Source organism: Pseudomonas sp. SJZ080, assembly GCF_007828295.1.
GTDB lineage: Bacteria > Pseudomonadota > Gammaproteobacteria > Pseudomonadales > Pseudomonadaceae > Aquipseudomonas > Aquipseudomonas migulae_A.
Genome location: NZ_VIUK01000002.1, coordinates 162,829 through 178,952, shown reverse-complemented (window position 1 = coordinate 178,952; position 16,124 = coordinate 162,829). Strand labels below are relative to the sequence as shown.

The 16,124-nt window shown below is 58.6% G+C and carries 14 protein-coding genes; 11 read left to right on the top strand and 3 right to left on the bottom strand.

The window, feature by feature from the left end:
• The first annotated feature begins 82 nt into the window (after positions 1-82).
• From FBY04_RS03300 to FBY04_RS03280, 5 genes are all read left to right on the top strand, one after another.
• Positions 83-769 (top strand): isoprenylcysteine carboxylmethyltransferase family protein, encoded by a 687-nt coding sequence (locus FBY04_RS03300; RefSeq protein ID WP_145314497.1) that lies wholly within the window; start codon positions 83-85, stop codon positions 767-769.
• A complete protein-coding gene (locus tag FBY04_RS03295; RefSeq protein ID WP_256666741.1) occupies positions 766-1,050 on the top strand; it encodes a DUF5676 family membrane protein in 285 nt (94 codons plus the stop codon). The genes FBY04_RS03300 and FBY04_RS03295 overlap by 4 nt, the downstream gene beginning before the upstream one ends.
• 9 nt (positions 1,051-1,059) lie before the next feature.
• Positions 1,060-3,243, top strand: coding sequence for a heavy metal translocating P-type ATPase (locus tag FBY04_RS03290; protein WP_145314496.1), 2,184 nt, complete (start codon positions 1,060-1,062; stop codon positions 3,241-3,243).
• Entirely contained in the window at positions 3,240-3,458 is a 219-nt protein-coding gene (locus FBY04_RS03285) for a hypothetical protein (protein ID WP_084320113.1), read from the top strand. The genes FBY04_RS03290 and FBY04_RS03285 overlap by 4 nt, the downstream gene beginning before the upstream one ends.
• Before the next feature lie 156 nt (positions 3,459-3,614).
• Positions 3,615-3,929 (top strand): DUF2933 domain-containing protein, encoded by a 315-nt coding sequence (locus tag FBY04_RS03280; protein WP_084320111.1) that lies wholly within the window; start codon positions 3,615-3,617, stop codon positions 3,927-3,929.
• Positions 3,930-4,290: 361 nt separating this feature from the next.
• Here FBY04_RS03280 and FBY04_RS03270 read toward each other — a convergent pair whose 3' ends face one another.
• A complete protein-coding gene (locus FBY04_RS03270) occupies positions 4,291-5,229 on the bottom strand; it encodes a LysR family transcriptional regulator (RefSeq protein ID WP_084320109.1) in 939 nt (312 codons plus the stop codon).
• Between the two features lie 136 nt (positions 5,230-5,365).
• On the opposite strand from FBY04_RS03270, the gene FBY04_RS03265 reads away from it, so the two are divergent.
• The 3 genes from FBY04_RS03265 (at position 5,366) to FBY04_RS03255 (ending at position 8,034) form a co-directional block, all read left to right on the top strand.
• Positions 5,366-6,679, top strand: coding sequence for an MFS transporter (locus FBY04_RS03265; RefSeq protein ID WP_145314495.1), 1,314 nt, complete (start codon positions 5,366-5,368; stop codon positions 6,677-6,679).
• Positions 6,680-6,741: 62 nt separating this feature from the next.
• Positions 6,742-7,491: a creatininase family protein gene (locus FBY04_RS03260; RefSeq protein ID WP_084320105.1), complete on the top strand. Its 750-nt coding sequence runs from the start codon at positions 6,742-6,744 to the stop codon at positions 7,489-7,491.
• Positions 7,492-7,569: 78 nt separating this feature from the next.
• Positions 7,570-8,034, top strand: coding sequence for a RidA family protein (locus tag FBY04_RS03255; protein ID WP_084320103.1), 465 nt, complete (start codon positions 7,570-7,572; stop codon positions 8,032-8,034).
• A 68-nt stretch (positions 8,035-8,102) separates the two neighbouring features.
• On the opposite strand, the gene FBY04_RS03250 is transcribed toward FBY04_RS03255, so the two are convergent.
• Together FBY04_RS03250 and FBY04_RS03245 are read right to left on the bottom strand one after the other, a co-directional pair.
• Positions 8,103-9,359, bottom strand: coding sequence for an OprD family porin (locus tag FBY04_RS03250; protein ID WP_084320101.1), 1,257 nt, complete (start codon positions 9,357-9,359; stop codon positions 8,103-8,105).
• A 260-nt stretch (positions 9,360-9,619) separates the two neighbouring features.
• Positions 9,620-11,359 carry a dipeptidase gene (locus tag FBY04_RS03245; protein WP_145314494.1) on the bottom strand — a complete coding sequence of 580 codons (1,740 nt, stop codon included), beginning with the start codon at positions 11,357-11,359 and terminating at the stop codon, positions 9,620-9,622.
• 283 nt (positions 11,360-11,642) lie between these two features.
• Between FBY04_RS03245 and FBY04_RS03240 the strand changes: the two genes are divergently transcribed.
• The 3 genes from FBY04_RS03240 to nirD all read left to right on the top strand — a co-directional run bounded on the left by FBY04_RS03240 (position 11,643) and on the right by nirD (position 16,089).
• Positions 11,643-12,812: a DUF1624 domain-containing protein gene (locus FBY04_RS03240; protein WP_145314493.1), complete on the top strand. Its 1,170-nt coding sequence runs from the start codon at positions 11,643-11,645 to the stop codon at positions 12,810-12,812.
• Positions 12,813-13,150: 338 nt separating this feature from the next.
• Positions 13,151-15,712: a nitrite reductase large subunit NirB gene (nirB, locus tag FBY04_RS03235; protein WP_084320095.1), complete on the top strand. Its 2,562-nt coding sequence runs from the start codon at positions 13,151-13,153 to the stop codon at positions 15,710-15,712.
• On the top strand, positions 15,712-16,089 hold the full coding sequence (gene nirD / locus FBY04_RS03230) for a nitrite reductase small subunit NirD (RefSeq protein ID WP_084320093.1): 378 nt from the start codon (positions 15,712-15,714) through the stop codon (positions 16,087-16,089). The genes nirB and nirD overlap by 1 nt, the downstream gene beginning before the upstream one ends.
• Positions 16,090-16,124 lie beyond the last annotated feature (35 nt).

Genomic DNA, 16,124 nt, shown 5'->3' with positions numbered 1-16,124 from the left:
GCTGCAAATGACATGGCTCTGGATGGGCAATGCAGCCAGCACCCGTCTGATGTGTTTTGTTGAGGAGCACCAACCATGAGCCATACAGAATCGGCCTACGGCCTACGGCCTCTGGTCGCTGGTCATTATCAACTCAATAGTGTTTATCTTGTTCGCCTTCAGCTTCACCCGGCCAAAGACGAGCCGAGACTGGCGCTCCTTTGGCATGTTCTCGGCGTTCCTGGTCGCTCTGTTTACCGAAATGTACGGTTTTCCGTTGACCATCTACCTGTTGACGCCTTGGCTCACTCGTAACTTCCCTGGCATCGACTTCCTCTCGCACGACGCTGGGCATTTGCTCGAAACAGTGATGGGCTGGAAGGTCAATCCGCACTGGGGGCCATTCCACATTCTCAGCAACCTGCTGATCGCTGGCGGCTTCTGGTTGTTAGCGGCCGCCTGGCGTGTGCTCTACAAGGCCCAAAATACTGGGCAACTAGCGCTCGACGGGCCCTATGCGCGGATCCGTCACCCGCAGTATGTTGGCTTCGTGCTGATCATGTTCGGCTTTCTGTTGCAGTGGCCGACATTGATCACCCTGGTGATGTTTCCAATCCTCCTGGTGGTCTACGCCAAGCTGGCGAAGCGGGAAGAACAGGAGATGCTCGCGCGATTCGGCGATGCCTACCGCACTTACTGTGAACAGACTCCTGCATTCCTGCCCTGGTCAACCTCCCGCAGTCCCAATACCCCTACTGGCGCTCCTCCAGGCTCAGGAAAACAGCCATGAACGCTCCCTGGAAAACTGGCATTTCTCTGGCCCTGACCATGGCCGTTTCCTACACCATCTGTGCGCTGCTCTATGCGCTATGGCCGACGCAGGGAATCGCCTTTCTCAGCGCCTTGTTCCATGGGCTCGACTTCGGTCGTCTGCAAGCTCCGCAAGACTACAGCGTGGCGACTTTCGTCGGACCGCTGCTGGTCTTGAGTGTCTGGGGGCGATGGTCGGCACCTTGTTTGCGTGGTTGTCCGCGAAGCTCCATGGCAGGTCTTGATAGCCGCTTCGAGTAGGAGGCAGCGATGAACGAATCACACATGCAGCACAGCCAACATCAGCAGGCAGTTGCATCAGGAAAAATGGCGAAAGATCCGATCTGCGGGATGATGGTGGATAAGACCACAGCGTTGTCACGAGAACGTGGCGGGCGCAGCTATTACTTTTGCAGCGATACCTGCTTGCGCACCTTCGAGTCGCCAGAAGTTGAACTGAAGGCGATGAAAACCCGAGTGGCTATCGCCCTGACCGGTGTACTGGCCCTGGCGCTGCTGCGTGCGGGCGCCTTCATCGCGCTGGCCGCTGGTGCCACATTGCTGACTTGGGTGCCGATTCCGGCACTCCCTTGGTTCACGTGGGGTATCTGGCTATTCCTGCTGGTAACACCGGTGCAGTTCATCGGTGGCTGGAGTTTCTATAAGGGGGCGTGGAACGCCGTTCGTACCCGTAACATCAACATGGATTTTCTGATCGCCCTCGGCACGTCGGTCGCCTATTTCTACAGTGTCGCGGTGTTGTTTTTTCCAGACGTCCTGCCGGTCAAGGTGGCCGAGCGCGACGTCTATTTCGAGGTGTCGGCGGTCATCATTGCCTTCGTACTGCTGGGCAGGTACATGGAGGAGATCATCAAGAAGAAATCTTCAGCGGCAGTACGGCGCTTGCTTGATCTCAAACCGGCGATCGCGCATGTGATTCGTGATGGGCAAGAAGTCGACCTGCCTGCTGAAAACGTCATGGCCGGCGAGTTCCTGATAGTCAAACCTGGTGAAAAAATCCCCACCGATGGTGAAGTCAGTGAAGGTCAGTCAACGGTAGATGAGTCGATGCTGACGGGCGAGTCGATGCCGGTCGACAAACACCCGGGCAGTCCGGTGATCGGAGGTACGCTCAATGGCAGTGGAATGCTCACTTTCAAGGCGAGCAGGATCGGTGCCGATACCGCACTGGCGCAGATCATAAAGATGGTCGAAGAAGCGCAGAACAGCACGGCACAGATCCAGCGGTTGGCCGATCAGGTTACCGGCTACTTTGTGCCGGTGGTGGTGGCGGTCGCGCTGTTGGCCCTGGTCGGCTGGTCTCTTGTGGGGAATTTCCCGCAGGGGCTATTGGCCTTTATCGCGGTTTTGATTATTTCCTGCCCCTGCGCCCTGGGCGTGGCGACACCCGCCGCGTTAATGGTCGGTGTTGGCAAGGGGGCCGATAACGGCATCCTTATCCGGGGCGGCGAAGTGCTGGAGCGGGCAGAAAAACTGAGCACGGTGGTGTTCGACAAAACCGGCACGATTACCCGGGGCGAACCCAACGTAACCGATGTGATCCCGATTGGCACAGCATTGGAAAACGAGGTCTTGACGCTCGCCGCCGCCGTGGAGTCCGGTTCAGAACATCCGCTCGGCGCAGCGATAGTGCGCGCCGCCCGGCATCGCGGCCTCGGCCTGCCGAAAGCGACCGGTATCAATGGGATCGCCGGTCACGGCATCGAAGGCAGTGTAGACAGTCGCAAAATCTGGCTGGGCAACCGGCGTTTATTCGCCCGCCAAGGCATTTCGACCGAGGCTGCCGAGGAGTACCTCATTGGTCTGGAAGCCGATGGCAAAACCGCGATGCTGGTCGGGGTCGACGACCGCTTGCTCGGGGTCATTGCTGTGGCCGACACCATAAAACCTGAAGCGGCTGAAGCCGTTGCTGCATTGCAGGCAAGCGGCATCAAGGTCGTGCTGCTGAGCGGTGATAACCACCGCACTGCCGAAGCGGTCGCGCGGCAGTGCGGCATCGAGCGAGTGATTGCCGAGGTCTTGCCGGACGACAAGGCCGCAATGATCCGTCAATTGCAAAGCGAAGGGCAGGTCGTGGCGATGGTTGGCGATGGCGTCAACGATGCGCCTGCCCTGGCCACCGCTGACATCGGCATCGCCATTGGCTCGGGCTCCGATGTAGCCAAGGAAACCGGCGGCATTATCTTGCTCAAGAACGATGTCCGCGACGTGGTTACCGCGATCAGGCTGTCGCGCGCAACGATGGTCAAGATCAAACAAAACCTGTTCTGGGCATTCATCTACAACAGTATCGGCATTCCAATCGCGGCCTTCGGACTGCTTAATCCCATCATCGCTGCCGCTGCGATGGCACTCAGCTCCCTGTCGGTAATCGCCAATTCCGCGATGCTGAAAGGTGCCCGTATCGGCTTGAATCAGGGGCCTCAATCATGAACCGCGAAGTTTTAATTATCTGTCTACTGGTGAGTGTTGTGGGCATCGCCACTGTGCTCTACCTGTTGGGGCTGACCGGGAAATCGTTTGCCATAGCCGCGATTTTCCTGCTGTGCCCGGTCTTGGTCGGCGTGCAACTTTTTCGCAGCGTCCGCCAATTTGACAAGGACGTGGCCGAGGCTAATCGGCAACTGAAAAGGAAGAATCTGCCTTGATACTTTATGTGACTCACCACCCTGGATTTTCGACGCATTGGACACGTAAACCGATGCTCTGGCTCGCTATGCTCACACCTGCGATAGCGCTTCAGCAAAATGGGAAGTGGCCTTGCGTCATGACCCTCCCTCCCGTTCCCTCCAAGGAGTGCCATCATGAATCAACATAACTTGCCCCAACACCGCGCAAGGGGCACCAACTGGTATTTTTTAGGCTTCCTGGCCATCGCCGGTTACTTCCTGTTCACCGAGCACAGGGCTCACGTCCTTCCCTATCTGCCATTCCTGCTGCTATTGGCCTGTCCACTGATGCACTTTTTCATGCACCGTGGGCATGGCGGACATGAACACGGTAAAAGTGGTGAACATGGCAATTGCTGTGGCCATCAGCACACCAGCGCTCGCAATAGCCAAGCGGAGCACGATGCTCTACCCGATAATCAGACGAAATATCCCGATCGCCCTGCATGACGGATTCGTCGTATTTACGTAATGCCATGAAGCTAATCGATCTTCGTTTGGCTCATGGCCTGATTTTTTTGAAATGGCGCGTGAGTAGAATCAGGGTCAGCGTCTGCCGAAGTCTCCCTGTCTAAGTTATGCAGTGACCCACCGATGCGGAAGCAATTGGCCAATCTCAATCGTCCGCTGCGTCGGCAGCCGAGTCAGTCCATCCAGCGCTGACCGGCGTTTCGAACGTTCATACGAGTGACACCAGGTTTGCGTTGAGGCTATGGCTGAGCGCGATGCTGGTAGTCGAAGCGCCGGGCTGGGCACACTGTTGAATGACCCGGGCTTTGTTCATTGAGCCGATCAGCAAGCAACGCTGAGGTCACCGTGAAGCCAATGCCATTTCGTCGCCTGACGCAAACATTGGCAAGCGCTGCAACATCCAGTTCAGCAACTCCTGAGCCGGGGCGGCCAGTGGTCGGCCGGACTTCACCAGCAGTTTGGCCTCGACCCCCAGGAACAACGGATGGTCGATCGATACCGCTGCCAGGCTGCCCTTGGCGATTTCCCGATAGGCCGCGAATTCGCCGAGCAACGAGGCGAAATCCCCGGAGGCCACCAGGCGCTTGAGCGCTGCGAGGGAGTTGCTGACCAGCGCCGGGCGAATTTCGATCTTCTCGGCGTACTCCAGCATTTTTATCGCATGACCGATGCCGAATGTGGTGGGCGTCAACACCAGTTGGCAAGCGAGTATGTCTGCGACAGTTGCGGTTCCCCCTCTCAATGCCAACGGATGATCGGGTCGAACCAGCAGCATCACAGGCTGCGATGACGTCGCGCGATAATCGATGTGCGAATGGGGAGGGGGGTTATAGGCAAGGCCGATATGCGCACGGTTTTCGGCGACTTCATTCAGCACGTCGTCCACGGGCAGGATGTCCAGCCTGACGTCGAGCTTGGGGTACTGTTTGCAAAACGGTGCGAGCACGTTGTCGACCAATGCATCGACATAGCCCTCGCTGATCACCACTCGAACATGGCCTTGCTGCAGGCCCTTGATCGCCTGGAGCTGGTCTTCGAGTTTCTCCTGATGTGAGCGATAACCTCGCCAGAACTCCAGCAAGTGCGCTGCGGCTTCGGTGGGTTGGACGCCACGGGCCTGACGCTCGAACAGCTTCGCTCCCAATTCCTCTTCCAGCAGCTTGATCTGGCGCGTGATCACCGAGGGCGACGTATTGATGCTGTCCGCCGCACCGCGAATCGACCCGTGGACCAGCACTTCATGAAAATATCGCAGCCGTTGTTGGTTGATCTCGCGCATGCCGGGTCTCCCTCAAAAAGTCTGTGTTGCCTGCAGAGCAACGATACACGAACTTAGTTGCTCTTGCTGGGCCTGAGGTGCCGGTGCAACATTCCTGGGCACGAACGCAGCCCAACAAGAATAATTGGAGAGTCGCATGTCAACCTTTTCAGCGTCGGCAGGAAGTGATGCCATTTCCGCCCTTTACCGCAAGCTCAATTGGCGGCTGCTGCCGCTCCTGTTCATTTGCTACGTGTTTGCGTATCTGGACCGGATCAACGTCGGCTTTGCCAAGCTGCAGATGCAAAATGATCTCGGACTTTCCGATGCGGCCTACGGCGCGGGCGCGGGGATTTTCTTTCTGGGGTATGTGTTGTTCGAGTTGCCGAGCAACCTGATGTTGCCGAAGGTGGGGGCGCGGAAAACCTTCAGCCGCATTCTGGTGTGTTGGGGCATCACCTCGGCCTGCATGCTGTTCGTGCGTAACGTGCCGATGTTTTACGCGATGCGTTTTCTGCTGGGTGTATTCGAAGCCGGTTTTGCGCCGGGCATGATCTATTACCTGTCCTGCTGGTATGGCCCGAAACGTATGGCGCGGGCCATTGCGATCGTGTTTATCGCCGGCCCCATCGGTGGCATTGTTGGCGGCCCACTGTCGGCCTGGCTGATCACCACGTTTGAAGGCGTTGGTGGTCTGGCGGGGTGGCAATGGATGTTCTTGATTGAAGGCCTGCCTTGCGTGTTCCTTGGCATTCTGACCTATTTCGTTCTTTCCAATCGGCCCTCTGAGGCCTGCTGGCTGAATGGTGAGGAAAGGAAACTGCTGGAGAGTGAACTCGGTGCATCGACGGGGCGCGTCCATTCGTTCCGGGCGGTGTTGCGCGACCCGAAAATCTACGTCCTGGCCTCAGCCTATTTCTGCATCATCTTCTCGATCTACGCCATGAGTTTCTGGCTGCCGGCCATCCTCAAGGCCCAGGGCGTCAACGACACCATGCAACTGGGTTGGTATGCCGCGATTCCCTACGTCGCAGCGGCATGCGGCATGTACTGGATAGGGCGCCGGTCCGACCGGGTCGGTGAAAGGCGCTATCACTGCGCAGTCCCTGCGGGCATTGGCGCAACATTGCTGCTCATGTACCCCTTTGCCGACGGTCACCTGATGGCGTCGCTGGTTCTGCTGACCGTGGCAACCGCCATGATGTTCATGGCCTACACCGTGCTCTGGGCGATGCCCTCCGAACACATCAAGGGTGACGCGGCGGCGGGCGGGATCGCCTTGATCAACACCATCGGTCTTTCCGGCGGCTTCTGGGGGCCCGCTGTTATTGGCTGGGCAAAAACGGCAACCGGCAGCGTCAATCTCGGCATCGTCATTGTGGGCTGCGTGTTCCTGTGCGCAGCCTTCGTGATCCTTTCCACCAAACCGCGCACCGGTGACAGCCCGGTTTCTGAATTCAGTGCGGGTTGATCAACCGCCTCCCACTTGATCAATCGAGTTCCGAAAGGAACCCTTTTAAAGAGAGAACCCAAATGCTTTTACACCTATCGACCTGGGCCGAGATCGGGCAATTCCTTGAACGCAGCCGCACCATCGTGATCCCGATCGGCTCCAACGAACAACACGGCCCGACCGGTCTTTTGGGGACCGACTGGATGTGTCCCGAAATCATTGCACGCGAAGCGCAGAAATCGGCAGACATCCTGATCGCTCCGACCTTCAACATCGGCATGGCCCAACACCACCTTGGATTCCCCGGGACCATCTCACTTCGCCCGTCGACGTTCATAGCCGCGATTGGCGACTGGGTACGTTCGTTGGCCGCTCACGGGTTCGAGAAAATCCTCTTCCTCAACGGCCACGGCGGCAACGTCGCCTCCATTGAAGCGGCGTTCTCGGAGCTCTATGCCGAAGCAAGCTTCGCTCGACGCCCCGCGGGGTTCGCGCTGAAGTTGTGCAACTGGTGGGACCTGGAAGGGGTAGGTGAGCTGGCGCGAGAGCAGTTCCCAACGGGGCACGGCATTCATGCCACGCCGTCCGAGATTGCCGTCACCCAATGGGCTTACCCGGACGCGATCAAGTCCGCCCAGTATTCGCCGCAGATCGCGCCGTGGGGGCCTATCCGCGAAGCGCTCGATTTCCGCGCACGTCATCCGGATGGCCGCATGGGGTCGGATCCGTCCTTGGCCAGCCCGGATAAAGGCCGCGACCTGGTGATGATGGCAGCACAGAGCCTGGTGCAGGAACTCGACGCCTTCAGCCGTGAATCGATGCCCGGCTAAACCATCGGATTCAGACTTTTCAACTTGACCAACGCCCGGAAGTTCCGGGCGTTGGCACATCCTGTTCGAGGAAATCCCATGAATGAACGTGACGTTTATACCCGTCTGAAAGACCTCGGTATCGAGTTACCCGCCACCGGCGCTCCCGCCGCTGCCTATGTGATGAGTGCGCAGACTGGCAACGTCGTTTACCTGTCCGGCCATATTGCGAAAAAGGACGGCAAAGTCTGGGCAGGCAAACTGGGCGAATCGCTGACGACAGAGGAGGGCTATGCGGCCGCGCGTTCGACGGCCATCGACTTGCTGGCGACGCTGCAGGCTCATCTTGGTGATCTGAATCGGGTCACGCGGATTGTCAAAGTGCTGAGCCTGGTGAATTCAACGTCCCGTTTCACCGAGCAGCACCTGGTCACGAACGGCGCCTCGGAGCTGTTTGCCGAGGTGTTCGGCGATCAGGGAAAACACGCACGCTCGGCATTCGGTGTGGCTCAGATTCCATTGGGGGCTTGTGTCGAAATAGAGATAACCGTTGAAGTCCGTTGAAGATCGATAACGGTGAAAGGTGACGTGTGGGGGCGAAGCGATTCGCCCCCACAGTTCGTGACAAACGCTTAGAACAGCGTCCAGGTGTAACTGATGATCAACCGGTTCTCGTTGATATCCGTGCGGTAGTTGGAGCGCGCCATCGCGTTGCGCACTCGCACGCCGAGGCCTTTCAGCGGGGCGGACTGGAAGGTGTAACTGAGGTCCAGGTCACGCTCCCGATCTTTGCCTTCAAAGCCCATTCCCGTTTTCACATTGTCGCCGGTGACATAGCGTGTGCTGGCTAATAATCCAGGTACACCGAGGGCCGCGAAGTCATAGTCATAGCGCAATTGATAAGAGCGCTCATGGGTCGAGACGAACTCGTAGGTCGGCAGTTCGTTACCCAGCGCGCTGACATTGAGAAACACGCGAGGAAAGGGGCTGTCACCGTACATGCCCTGGTAACCGGCATAGAACGTATGCCCCCCGAGCTTGGCCGACAGCAGCGAGAAGAACGCCTGGTTGTCGACTTTGCCAACCAGTTTGCGACCTTCTTCCTTGGCGTCGTAATAACCGAGATTGGCCCCCAGCACCCAACTTCCCACCGGCACACTGTGTTTTAAACCGAAGAAGTTCTGCTCGTAGATATCCTCCAGTCGGGAATGCCAGGCACTCACGGTGGTGCGATTACTGTTGAACGCGTAGTCGCCGCCCACGTAGTTGAAGGCATCGCTCGACACCTGGCGTTGCGGCTTGTTGCCCAGCAAGGCCTGCAGTTTGCTCTCGCCGGCCTCGTTGCGCAGGGTCGTAGAGGTCAGGTGCCCGGCTTGCAGCGTCAGGCCGGGTATTTCACTGCTGGTCATGCTCGCGCCTTGATAGGCGGGGGGCAGCAAGCGGATATCGCTGAAAACTAGCGAAGGAATATTGGGTTGCAGTTCACCGACCTTCAGTTCGGTTTTGGAAAAACGCACCTTGGCCGTCAATCCCAGGCGACCATAGTTGTCAGCGGCACGGCCATCGTCCTTCACCGGTAACAAGCCCGAGTTGACCCGGTCCGGACTGCTGTCGAGCTTGATGCCGAACTTGCCTGTGGCATCCAGGCCAAATCCCACCAGCCCGGGCGTGTAACCGGACTTGAAATTGAGGATGAAGCCTTGCGCCCACTCCTGAGCCATTGATTTTTCCGAACCTCGGATATCGGAGAAATCCCTGCTGAAAAAATAGTTTCGGGTCACCAGCGTTGCAGTGGACTGCTCCACGAACCCGCTGTCGGCGGCCTGGGCGAGGTTGGCGCCCGCTCCTGTGATGAACAGCGCACACAGTTTGCCTCGATCTTTTGTCATAGGTTGACTCTTGTTTTTATTAGACATGACTCCGCCGTAGACCCTCTTTCGAGGGCCTTGCGAGTAGGACGGGGAGGTAGTGACAGCCGTCAGCTGTGCGGCTTTTGACGTCGCTGCGGTGTCGAGAGCGATGCTCGCTCCATTGACCAATGGCAGCAAGAGCAACTTAATTCAGACATCGTTGCTCTGGAGGCAACGATAGTGCGATAGGAAATCGGATCAAGAAATGGACCCGCCAGAACGGCGGGCACGACAGTGGGTCAGAGTTTCGGCAATTGCCCGATGCGCCCCATCATTTCGGTCACGATCTGCAGGTCCAGCAGGAACTGGTCGACGGTCTTGAACTCGTTGTCCGTGTGGCCGGTGTATTTGACCTCGGGCCGGGCCAGGCCGAACTGCACGCCATTGGGCAATTCATGAACCGAAGTGGCGCCGGCAGAAGTGCCGTACTCGTGTTTCATGCCAAGGTTTTCGCTGGCCACGGCCAGCAGGGCCTTGACCCATTCACCCTCGGGGTTGCGGTACATCGGCTCGGCAATCGAGTAATCGAACGTCGCTGCTACGTGGGATTTCTTGCTCCAGGCGCCAATCTTGTCGGCGATTTCGGCCTTGAGCGCTTCCGGGGACTTGCCCTTTGGCACGCGCAGGTTGACCGCGAGCTTGAAGGTTTTTTCATCCATCCCGACAAACGTCAGGGACGTGGTCAGCGGGCCCATGAAGGCATCGGAGAAACCGACTCCCAGTTTGCCTCCGAGGTAATCCAGGCCCCAGTTGTCGGCGGCGTAGCGGGCAGCGTCGGTGATGTGGTTGTGCTTGATCGCGACCTTGCCGTCGAGGCTATTGATGAAGACCAGCATCCGGGATACCGGGTTGACGCCGGACTCCGGCTCGGAGGAGTGGGCTGAAACGCCAGTGACCGTCAGTTTGACGTCCTTGCCGTCAACCTTGGCAGTCACGCTGAAATTGCCGCCATTGCGCTTGGCAAAATCGCTACCCGCCTTCTGCAGGCTGGAAGCCAGTTCGGCAGGCTTGTCACTCAGCAGAGTGGCGACCGAAGCCGATGGAATCTGGTTGGTGGCCAGGCCGCCCGTCATCGAGACGATTTCAGCGCCTTTGCCGTCAGCCTTGCGCTTGGGGAAATTGGCCATGACGGTGCCGTAGCCTTTCTCGGCGATTACCACCGGGTAGCCACCATCCAGCGCCAGGTTGTAGTTGGGTGTCGGGTTGTGTTCGAAGTAATAGGGGATGGCGTCGCCAGAGGTTTCCTCGGTGGTGTCGACCAGCAGCTTGAAATTCCTCGCCAGCGGCAGTTTTTCTTCCTTGATGACTTTCATGGCGTAGAGCGCTACCACGATGCCGTTCTTGTCGTCTTCGGTGCCCCGGCCATACATGCGGTCGCCGATCAGGGTGACCTTGAACGGATCGAGTCTGGTGCCGTCTTCCAGGACCCAGTTCTCCGGCGTCACGGGCACCACGTCGGCGTGGGCGTGAATGCCGACCACTTCATCTCCAGTGCCCTCGAGGGAGATCTCATAGACGCGGTTGTCGATGTTGCGAAAGTTCAGGTTGAAGGCCTGGGCAAGGCTCTTGATCTTGTCGGCGATCCTGATGAATTCAGGGTTGGCGTGCTGGTCAACGCCGTCCACGCGGAAGGTCGGAATGGCCACCAGCTCACGCAGCGTCTCGGTGGCGGCTTTGCCGTACTTCACTCGCGCATAGAGCCCCAGCAGGCGATGGATTTCGTTCTGTTGGTCGGCGGAAAGGGCCTTGTTGTCCAGGAAGGCACTGATCGCCGCGCCGAGGTCATCGGTTTTGGTCAGGTCGGTCTTGGCCAGGCTTGTCAGGAACTGCCTGAAATCGGTTGCCGAGGCGTCACTGAACGTCTTGAGGATGGTCGCGCTCTGTTCCGGGGTGATGTTGGCGTGCGCAGCCGTGGTGAAGGACGAAAGGCTGGCCAACATCAGCGTTGTCACGGCCAGATGCTTGAGAGAAAAGTCCATTGCTGTGGCATTCCTTTGCAGGGAGTGAGTTAGAAGTGTTTGATTAATGAAACAAAACGTTTCCACATTATCACTGTAGGAGCGTGCTTGCTCGCGATGGTCTGAGGGACGCCGTGTTTATCCAGGCGACACGCGTTTTCGTGAACGACCATCGCGAGCAAGCTCGCTCCCGCAGGTGTACAGATGAAAAAATGCCTGGAAATGTTATAGGGTAACAATATAAGGTGCCCGGCAATCTGTTCTGCGGGACACGTTTATTCACCCCTTGTGTTGCGAAATCTCCATGACTATTGCTCCCCCTCGCTCCATCGGCACGACAGTCGGCCGGCTTCTTTCCATCGATGCATTGAGAGGCATGGTGATTCTGTTCATGCTGCTCGACCACGTCCGCGAGACCTTTTTCCTGCATCGACAGGTGTCCGATCCCATGGACATTGCCACGACCGAACCCGCACTGTTCTTTAGCCGCACACTCGCTCATTTGTGCGCGCCGGTCTTCGTGCTGCTTACCGGTCTGTCGGCCTGGCTGTACGCTGAGAAATACGCTGGCAAGGCCGATGTTTGCAGTTTTCTGTTCAAGCGCGGTCTGTTTCTGGTGGTGCTTGAGTTCACCCTGGTGAACTTCGCCTGGACGTTCCAGTTTCCGCCGACGGTTATCTACCTGCAGGTGATTTGGGCCATCGGCCTGAGCATGATTGCGCTGTCGGTGATGGTCTGGCTGCCACGCCCGATGCTGCTGCTCTTGAGCCTGGCGATCATCGCCGGGCACAACCTGCTGGATGCTCTGCACTTTCCAGTGGAATCGGCGTTGCACGTGCCTTGGGCGATTCTCCATGATCGCGGCTGGATCGAACTGGCCGAAGGGTTTCGGCTGCGCACGTCTTACCCGGTGCTGCCGTGGATTGGCGTGATCGGCCTGGGTTATGCCATGGGGCCGTGGTTCGGGCGCGCGGCGGACGCGAGGGTGCGTCAACGCACATTGCTGATCGGTGGTGTCGCCGGGCTGGCGGGATTCATTGCGCTGCGACTGCTCAATGGTTATGGCGAGAAGCCCTGGAGCGTGGGCGAGACGTCCCTGCAAACGCTGATGAGTTTTTTCAACATCACCAAATATCCGCCGTCGCTGCTGTTTGTTGCACTGACCCTTAGTGTTGGATGCTTGCTGCTTCTGTGGTTTGAGCATGCACAGAAGAGCCGGTGGCTGCGTCCGTTGACGGTCTTCGGGTCGGCGCCGATGTTCTTCTATCTGTTGCACCTGTACGCGCTGAAGGTTTTGTATGTCATCGCTGTCGCGCTGTTCGGGTTGAATCAGGGCGCGTGGTTTGGTTTCACGTCGGTCGGGGCGGTCTGGCTGGTGGCAATCTTGCTGGCGATTGCGCTTTATCGCCCGGTCAGAGGGTTCTCGTTGTTGAAGGCTAGACGTCGAGACATTGCCTGGCTCAAGTATTTCTGATGAGGCATTTGTGCACTTTTATAAAGCTTTGCTGCACCTCGCTGCACTATGCGAAGGCAAAAGCGGCCGGTTTGTCGCAGTGAATTCAGGGCCGCGCCGCCCCTGAGCAGCACTTTTGCGATCTGGCACAAACACTGCAATACACCGAACAGGCCCACCCTGAATGCTGTCGAGTGGGTAGCCCCTCGGTCAACGACGATCGATTCGTGGGCAACATCGGTGGGTCGGGCATAGACGTCTGGCATCAACACCGCAAAAGAACAGGCAAAGACGCCTGGAACCGAAAGGTTTCAGGCGTTTTTTTTTGCTTTTTGAACCGCTTTAGCCGGGTGCTTCTTATGAATTCCAATGTTGCCGCGTTGAACAAATTGCAAACGCTGATCGTGATTGGCAATGGCATGGTCGGCCATCATTGTGTCGAGCAGTTGATCGAGCGGGGAGCGCTTGAACAGTATCAAGTGCACGTGTTCAGCGAAGAGCCGATGCGTGCCTACGATCGTGTGCATCTTTCCGAGTATTTTTCTGGTCGCGATGCTGAATCCTTGGCCTTGGGTGAAGCCTCGCTGTACCAGACGCCAGGCGTCACCCTGCATTTGGGCGTGCCGGTGCTGGAAATCGACCGCGCCCGTCGCCAGGTGATCACTGCGCAAGGTTGCGTCCCTTACGACAAACTGGTCCTGGCCACCGGGTCTTATCCGTTTGTGCCGCCGATTGAAGGCGCGGAGGGTGATTCACGCCTGGTGTATCGAACCCTTGAAGACCTCGACGCCATCCGCGCTGCCGCTGCCAACGCCCGACGTGGTGTCGTGGTGGGCGGGGGGCTGCTGGGTCTTGAAGCTGCCAATGCGCTGAAAAGCCTGGGCCTGGAAGCGCATGTCGTGGAATTCGCGCCGCGCCTGATGCCGGTGCAGCTGGACGAGATGGGCGGGCTTGCGCTCAAGTCGCAGATCGAAAGGTTGGGCGTTGGTGTGCACCTGTCACGCGCCACACAGTCGATCAGCGTGGGCGAGGAGTATCGCTACCGCATGAACTTCGCCAACGACGAGTTTCTCGAAGCCGACCTGATCGTGTTCTCGGCCGGCATCCGCGCACAAGATGCGCTGGCCCGCCAGTGTGCGCTGGACATCGGACCGCGCGGCGGCGTCGTGATTGACGACGAATGCCTGAGCAGTGATCCGGATATCTATGCCATCGGCGAGTGCGCCTCGTGGAATGGCGGCCTGTTCGGCCTCGTCGCGCCGGGCTACCAGATGGCGCGCAGCGTCGCGGCACGCTTGTGCAACGAGGTCGCAGAACCGTTTCTGGGTGCCGACATGTCGACCAAGCTCAAGCTGCTGGGCGTCGATGTCGGCTCCATCGGCGATGCCCATGGCAGCACGCCGGGCGCGCGCAGTTATCAGTTCATCGACGAAACCACGGCCAGCTATCGGCGGCTGGTGGTGGATGCCTCCGGCAAGCACGTCATCGGTGCGGTGCTGGTCGGCGACAACAGCTATTACGACACGCTGCTGCAATACATGCAGAACGCCATAGCCCTGCCGTCGGAACCGGCCAGCCTGATTCTGCCGTCTTCCGAAGGCGCGCCGACCCTGGGCCCGGGCGCGTTGCCCGAGTCGGCCACGGTCTGCTCGTGCCACAACGTCACCAAAGGGGCCATCTGTTCGGCCATCGACGGAGGCTGCACCGACCTCGGCCTGCTGAAGTCGCAGACCAAGGCCTGCACCGGCTGCGGCGGCTGCGCGGGTTTGCTCAAGCAAGTCTTCGAGCATGAACTGATTGCCCGTGGCGTCAGTGTCGACAAAAGCCTCTGCGAACACTTCGCCTACACCCGTCAGGAGTTGTATGCGCTGGTGCGGGTAGAAGGGGTGATCACCTTCGAAGAACTGCTGGCCAAACATGGCCGTGGCCACACCGGGTGCGACGTCTGCAAGCCGGCGGTTGGCTCGATCCTCGCGTCGTGCTGGAACCAGCCGATCATGGACGCGTCGCTGGTGCCGTTGCAGGACACCAACGACACCTTCATGGCCAACATGCAGAAAAACGGCACCTATTCGGTGGTGCCACGCATTCCCGGTGGCGAAATCACCGCCGACAAACTGATCGCGATCGGTGTGGTGGCGAAGAAATACGACCTCTACACCAAAATCACCGGCGGCCAGCGTATCGATCTGTTCGGCGCGCAGTTGCATGAGTTGCCGGACATCTGGGCCGAGTTGATTGAAGCCGGTTTCGAAACCGGGCACGCCTACGGCAAATCGACCCGAACCGTGAAGTCTTGCGTCGGCAGCACCTGGTGCCGCTATGGCGTGCAGGACAGCGTGCAAATGGCCCTGATGATCGAGGACCGCTACAAAGGTTTGCGTTCGCCGCACAAGCTCAAGTTCGCGGTGTCCGGTTGCACCCGCGAATGCGCAGAAGCCCAAAGCAAAGACGTCGGCGTGATCGCCACCGAGAACGGCTGGAACCTGTACATCGCCGGTAACGGCGGCATGCGCCCGCGCCACGCCGAGCTGTTCGCCACCGACCTCGACGACGCCACCCTGATCCGCTACATCGACCGCTTCCTGATGTTCTACATCCGCACCGCCGACAAACTGCAGCGCACCTCGGTGTGGCGAGAAAGCCTCGAAGGCGGCCTCGACTACCTCAAGGACGTGATCATCCACGACAGCCTCGGGCTTGGCGCGGAACTTGAATCGCAAATGCAGTTGGTGGTCGATCGCTATGAATGCGAGTGGGCCAACGCACTCAAAGACCCGGAAAAGCTCAAGCGCTTTCGCACCTTCGTCAACGATAAACGCCCGGACCCGGACATTCACTTTGTCCAGGAGCGTGGTCAGCGGCGCCCCATCATGGCGGCCGAACTCAACCTTATCCCTGTCACCGAGGAGCTTGCCTGATGAGCCAGTCCACTACCCGACGCATCGATTCTCTGGCCAACACCGATGTCTGGCAAACCGTGTGCACGCAGCAGGATCTGGTCAGCAACTCCGGCGTTGTCGTCTGGCTCGATGGCGCCCAAGTGGCGCTGTTCTACCTGCCGGGTGCAGAGGGTCGGAGCCTCTATGCGATCGATAACCATGATCCGCAATCCGGGGCGAACGTCATCGGTCGTGGATTGGTGGGCAGCATCAAGGGTGATCTGGTCGTCGCTTCACCGATCTACAAACAGCATTTCCGGCTGGAAGACGGCAGTTGCCTGGAATATCCGCAGCAGCGTCTGCGGGTCTGGCCGGTACGGCTGAACGGTGGCGTGGTGGAAGTCGGCGTGGCTTGAGTTCAAGCGTCGGCAATGAGCAACGATAGCGGAGG

Excerpts from the sequence above, each read along its gene's own strand:
- FBY04_RS03295 (WP_256666741.1), top strand. The coding sequence starts at position 766 with ATGAACGCTCCCTGGAAAACTGGCATTTCTCTGGCCCTGACCATGGCC.
- FBY04_RS03290 (WP_145314496.1), top strand. The coding sequence starts at position 1,060 with ATGAACGAATCACACATGCAGCACAGCCAACATCAGCAGGCAGTTGCA.
- FBY04_RS03285 (WP_084320113.1), top strand. The coding sequence starts at position 3,240 with ATGAACCGCGAAGTTTTAATTATCTGTCTACTGGTGAGTGTTGTGGGC.
- FBY04_RS03280 (WP_084320111.1), top strand. The coding sequence starts at position 3,615 with ATGAATCAACATAACTTGCCCCAACACCGCGCAAGGGGCACCAACTGG.
- FBY04_RS03270 (WP_084320109.1), bottom strand. The coding sequence starts at position 5,229 with ATGCGCGAGATCAACCAACAACGGCTGCGATATTTTCATGAAGTGCTG.
- FBY04_RS03265 (WP_145314495.1), top strand. The coding sequence starts at position 5,366 with ATGTCAACCTTTTCAGCGTCGGCAGGAAGTGATGCCATTTCCGCCCTT.
- FBY04_RS03260 (WP_084320105.1), top strand. The coding sequence starts at position 6,742 with ATGCTTTTACACCTATCGACCTGGGCCGAGATCGGGCAATTCCTTGAA.
- FBY04_RS03255 (WP_084320103.1), top strand. The coding sequence starts at position 7,570 with ATGAATGAACGTGACGTTTATACCCGTCTGAAAGACCTCGGTATCGAG.
- FBY04_RS03250 (WP_084320101.1), bottom strand. The coding sequence starts at position 9,359 with ATGACAAAAGATCGAGGCAAACTGTGTGCGCTGTTCATCACAGGAGCG.
- FBY04_RS03245 (WP_145314494.1), bottom strand. The coding sequence starts at position 11,359 with ATGGACTTTTCTCTCAAGCATCTGGCCGTGACAACGCTGATGTTGGCC.
- FBY04_RS03240 (WP_145314493.1), top strand. The coding sequence starts at position 11,643 with ATGACTATTGCTCCCCCTCGCTCCATCGGCACGACAGTCGGCCGGCTT.
- nirB (WP_084320095.1), top strand. The coding sequence starts at position 13,151 with ATGAATTCCAATGTTGCCGCGTTGAACAAATTGCAAACGCTGATCGTG.
- nirD (WP_084320093.1), top strand. The coding sequence starts at position 15,712 with ATGAGCCAGTCCACTACCCGACGCATCGATTCTCTGGCCAACACCGAT.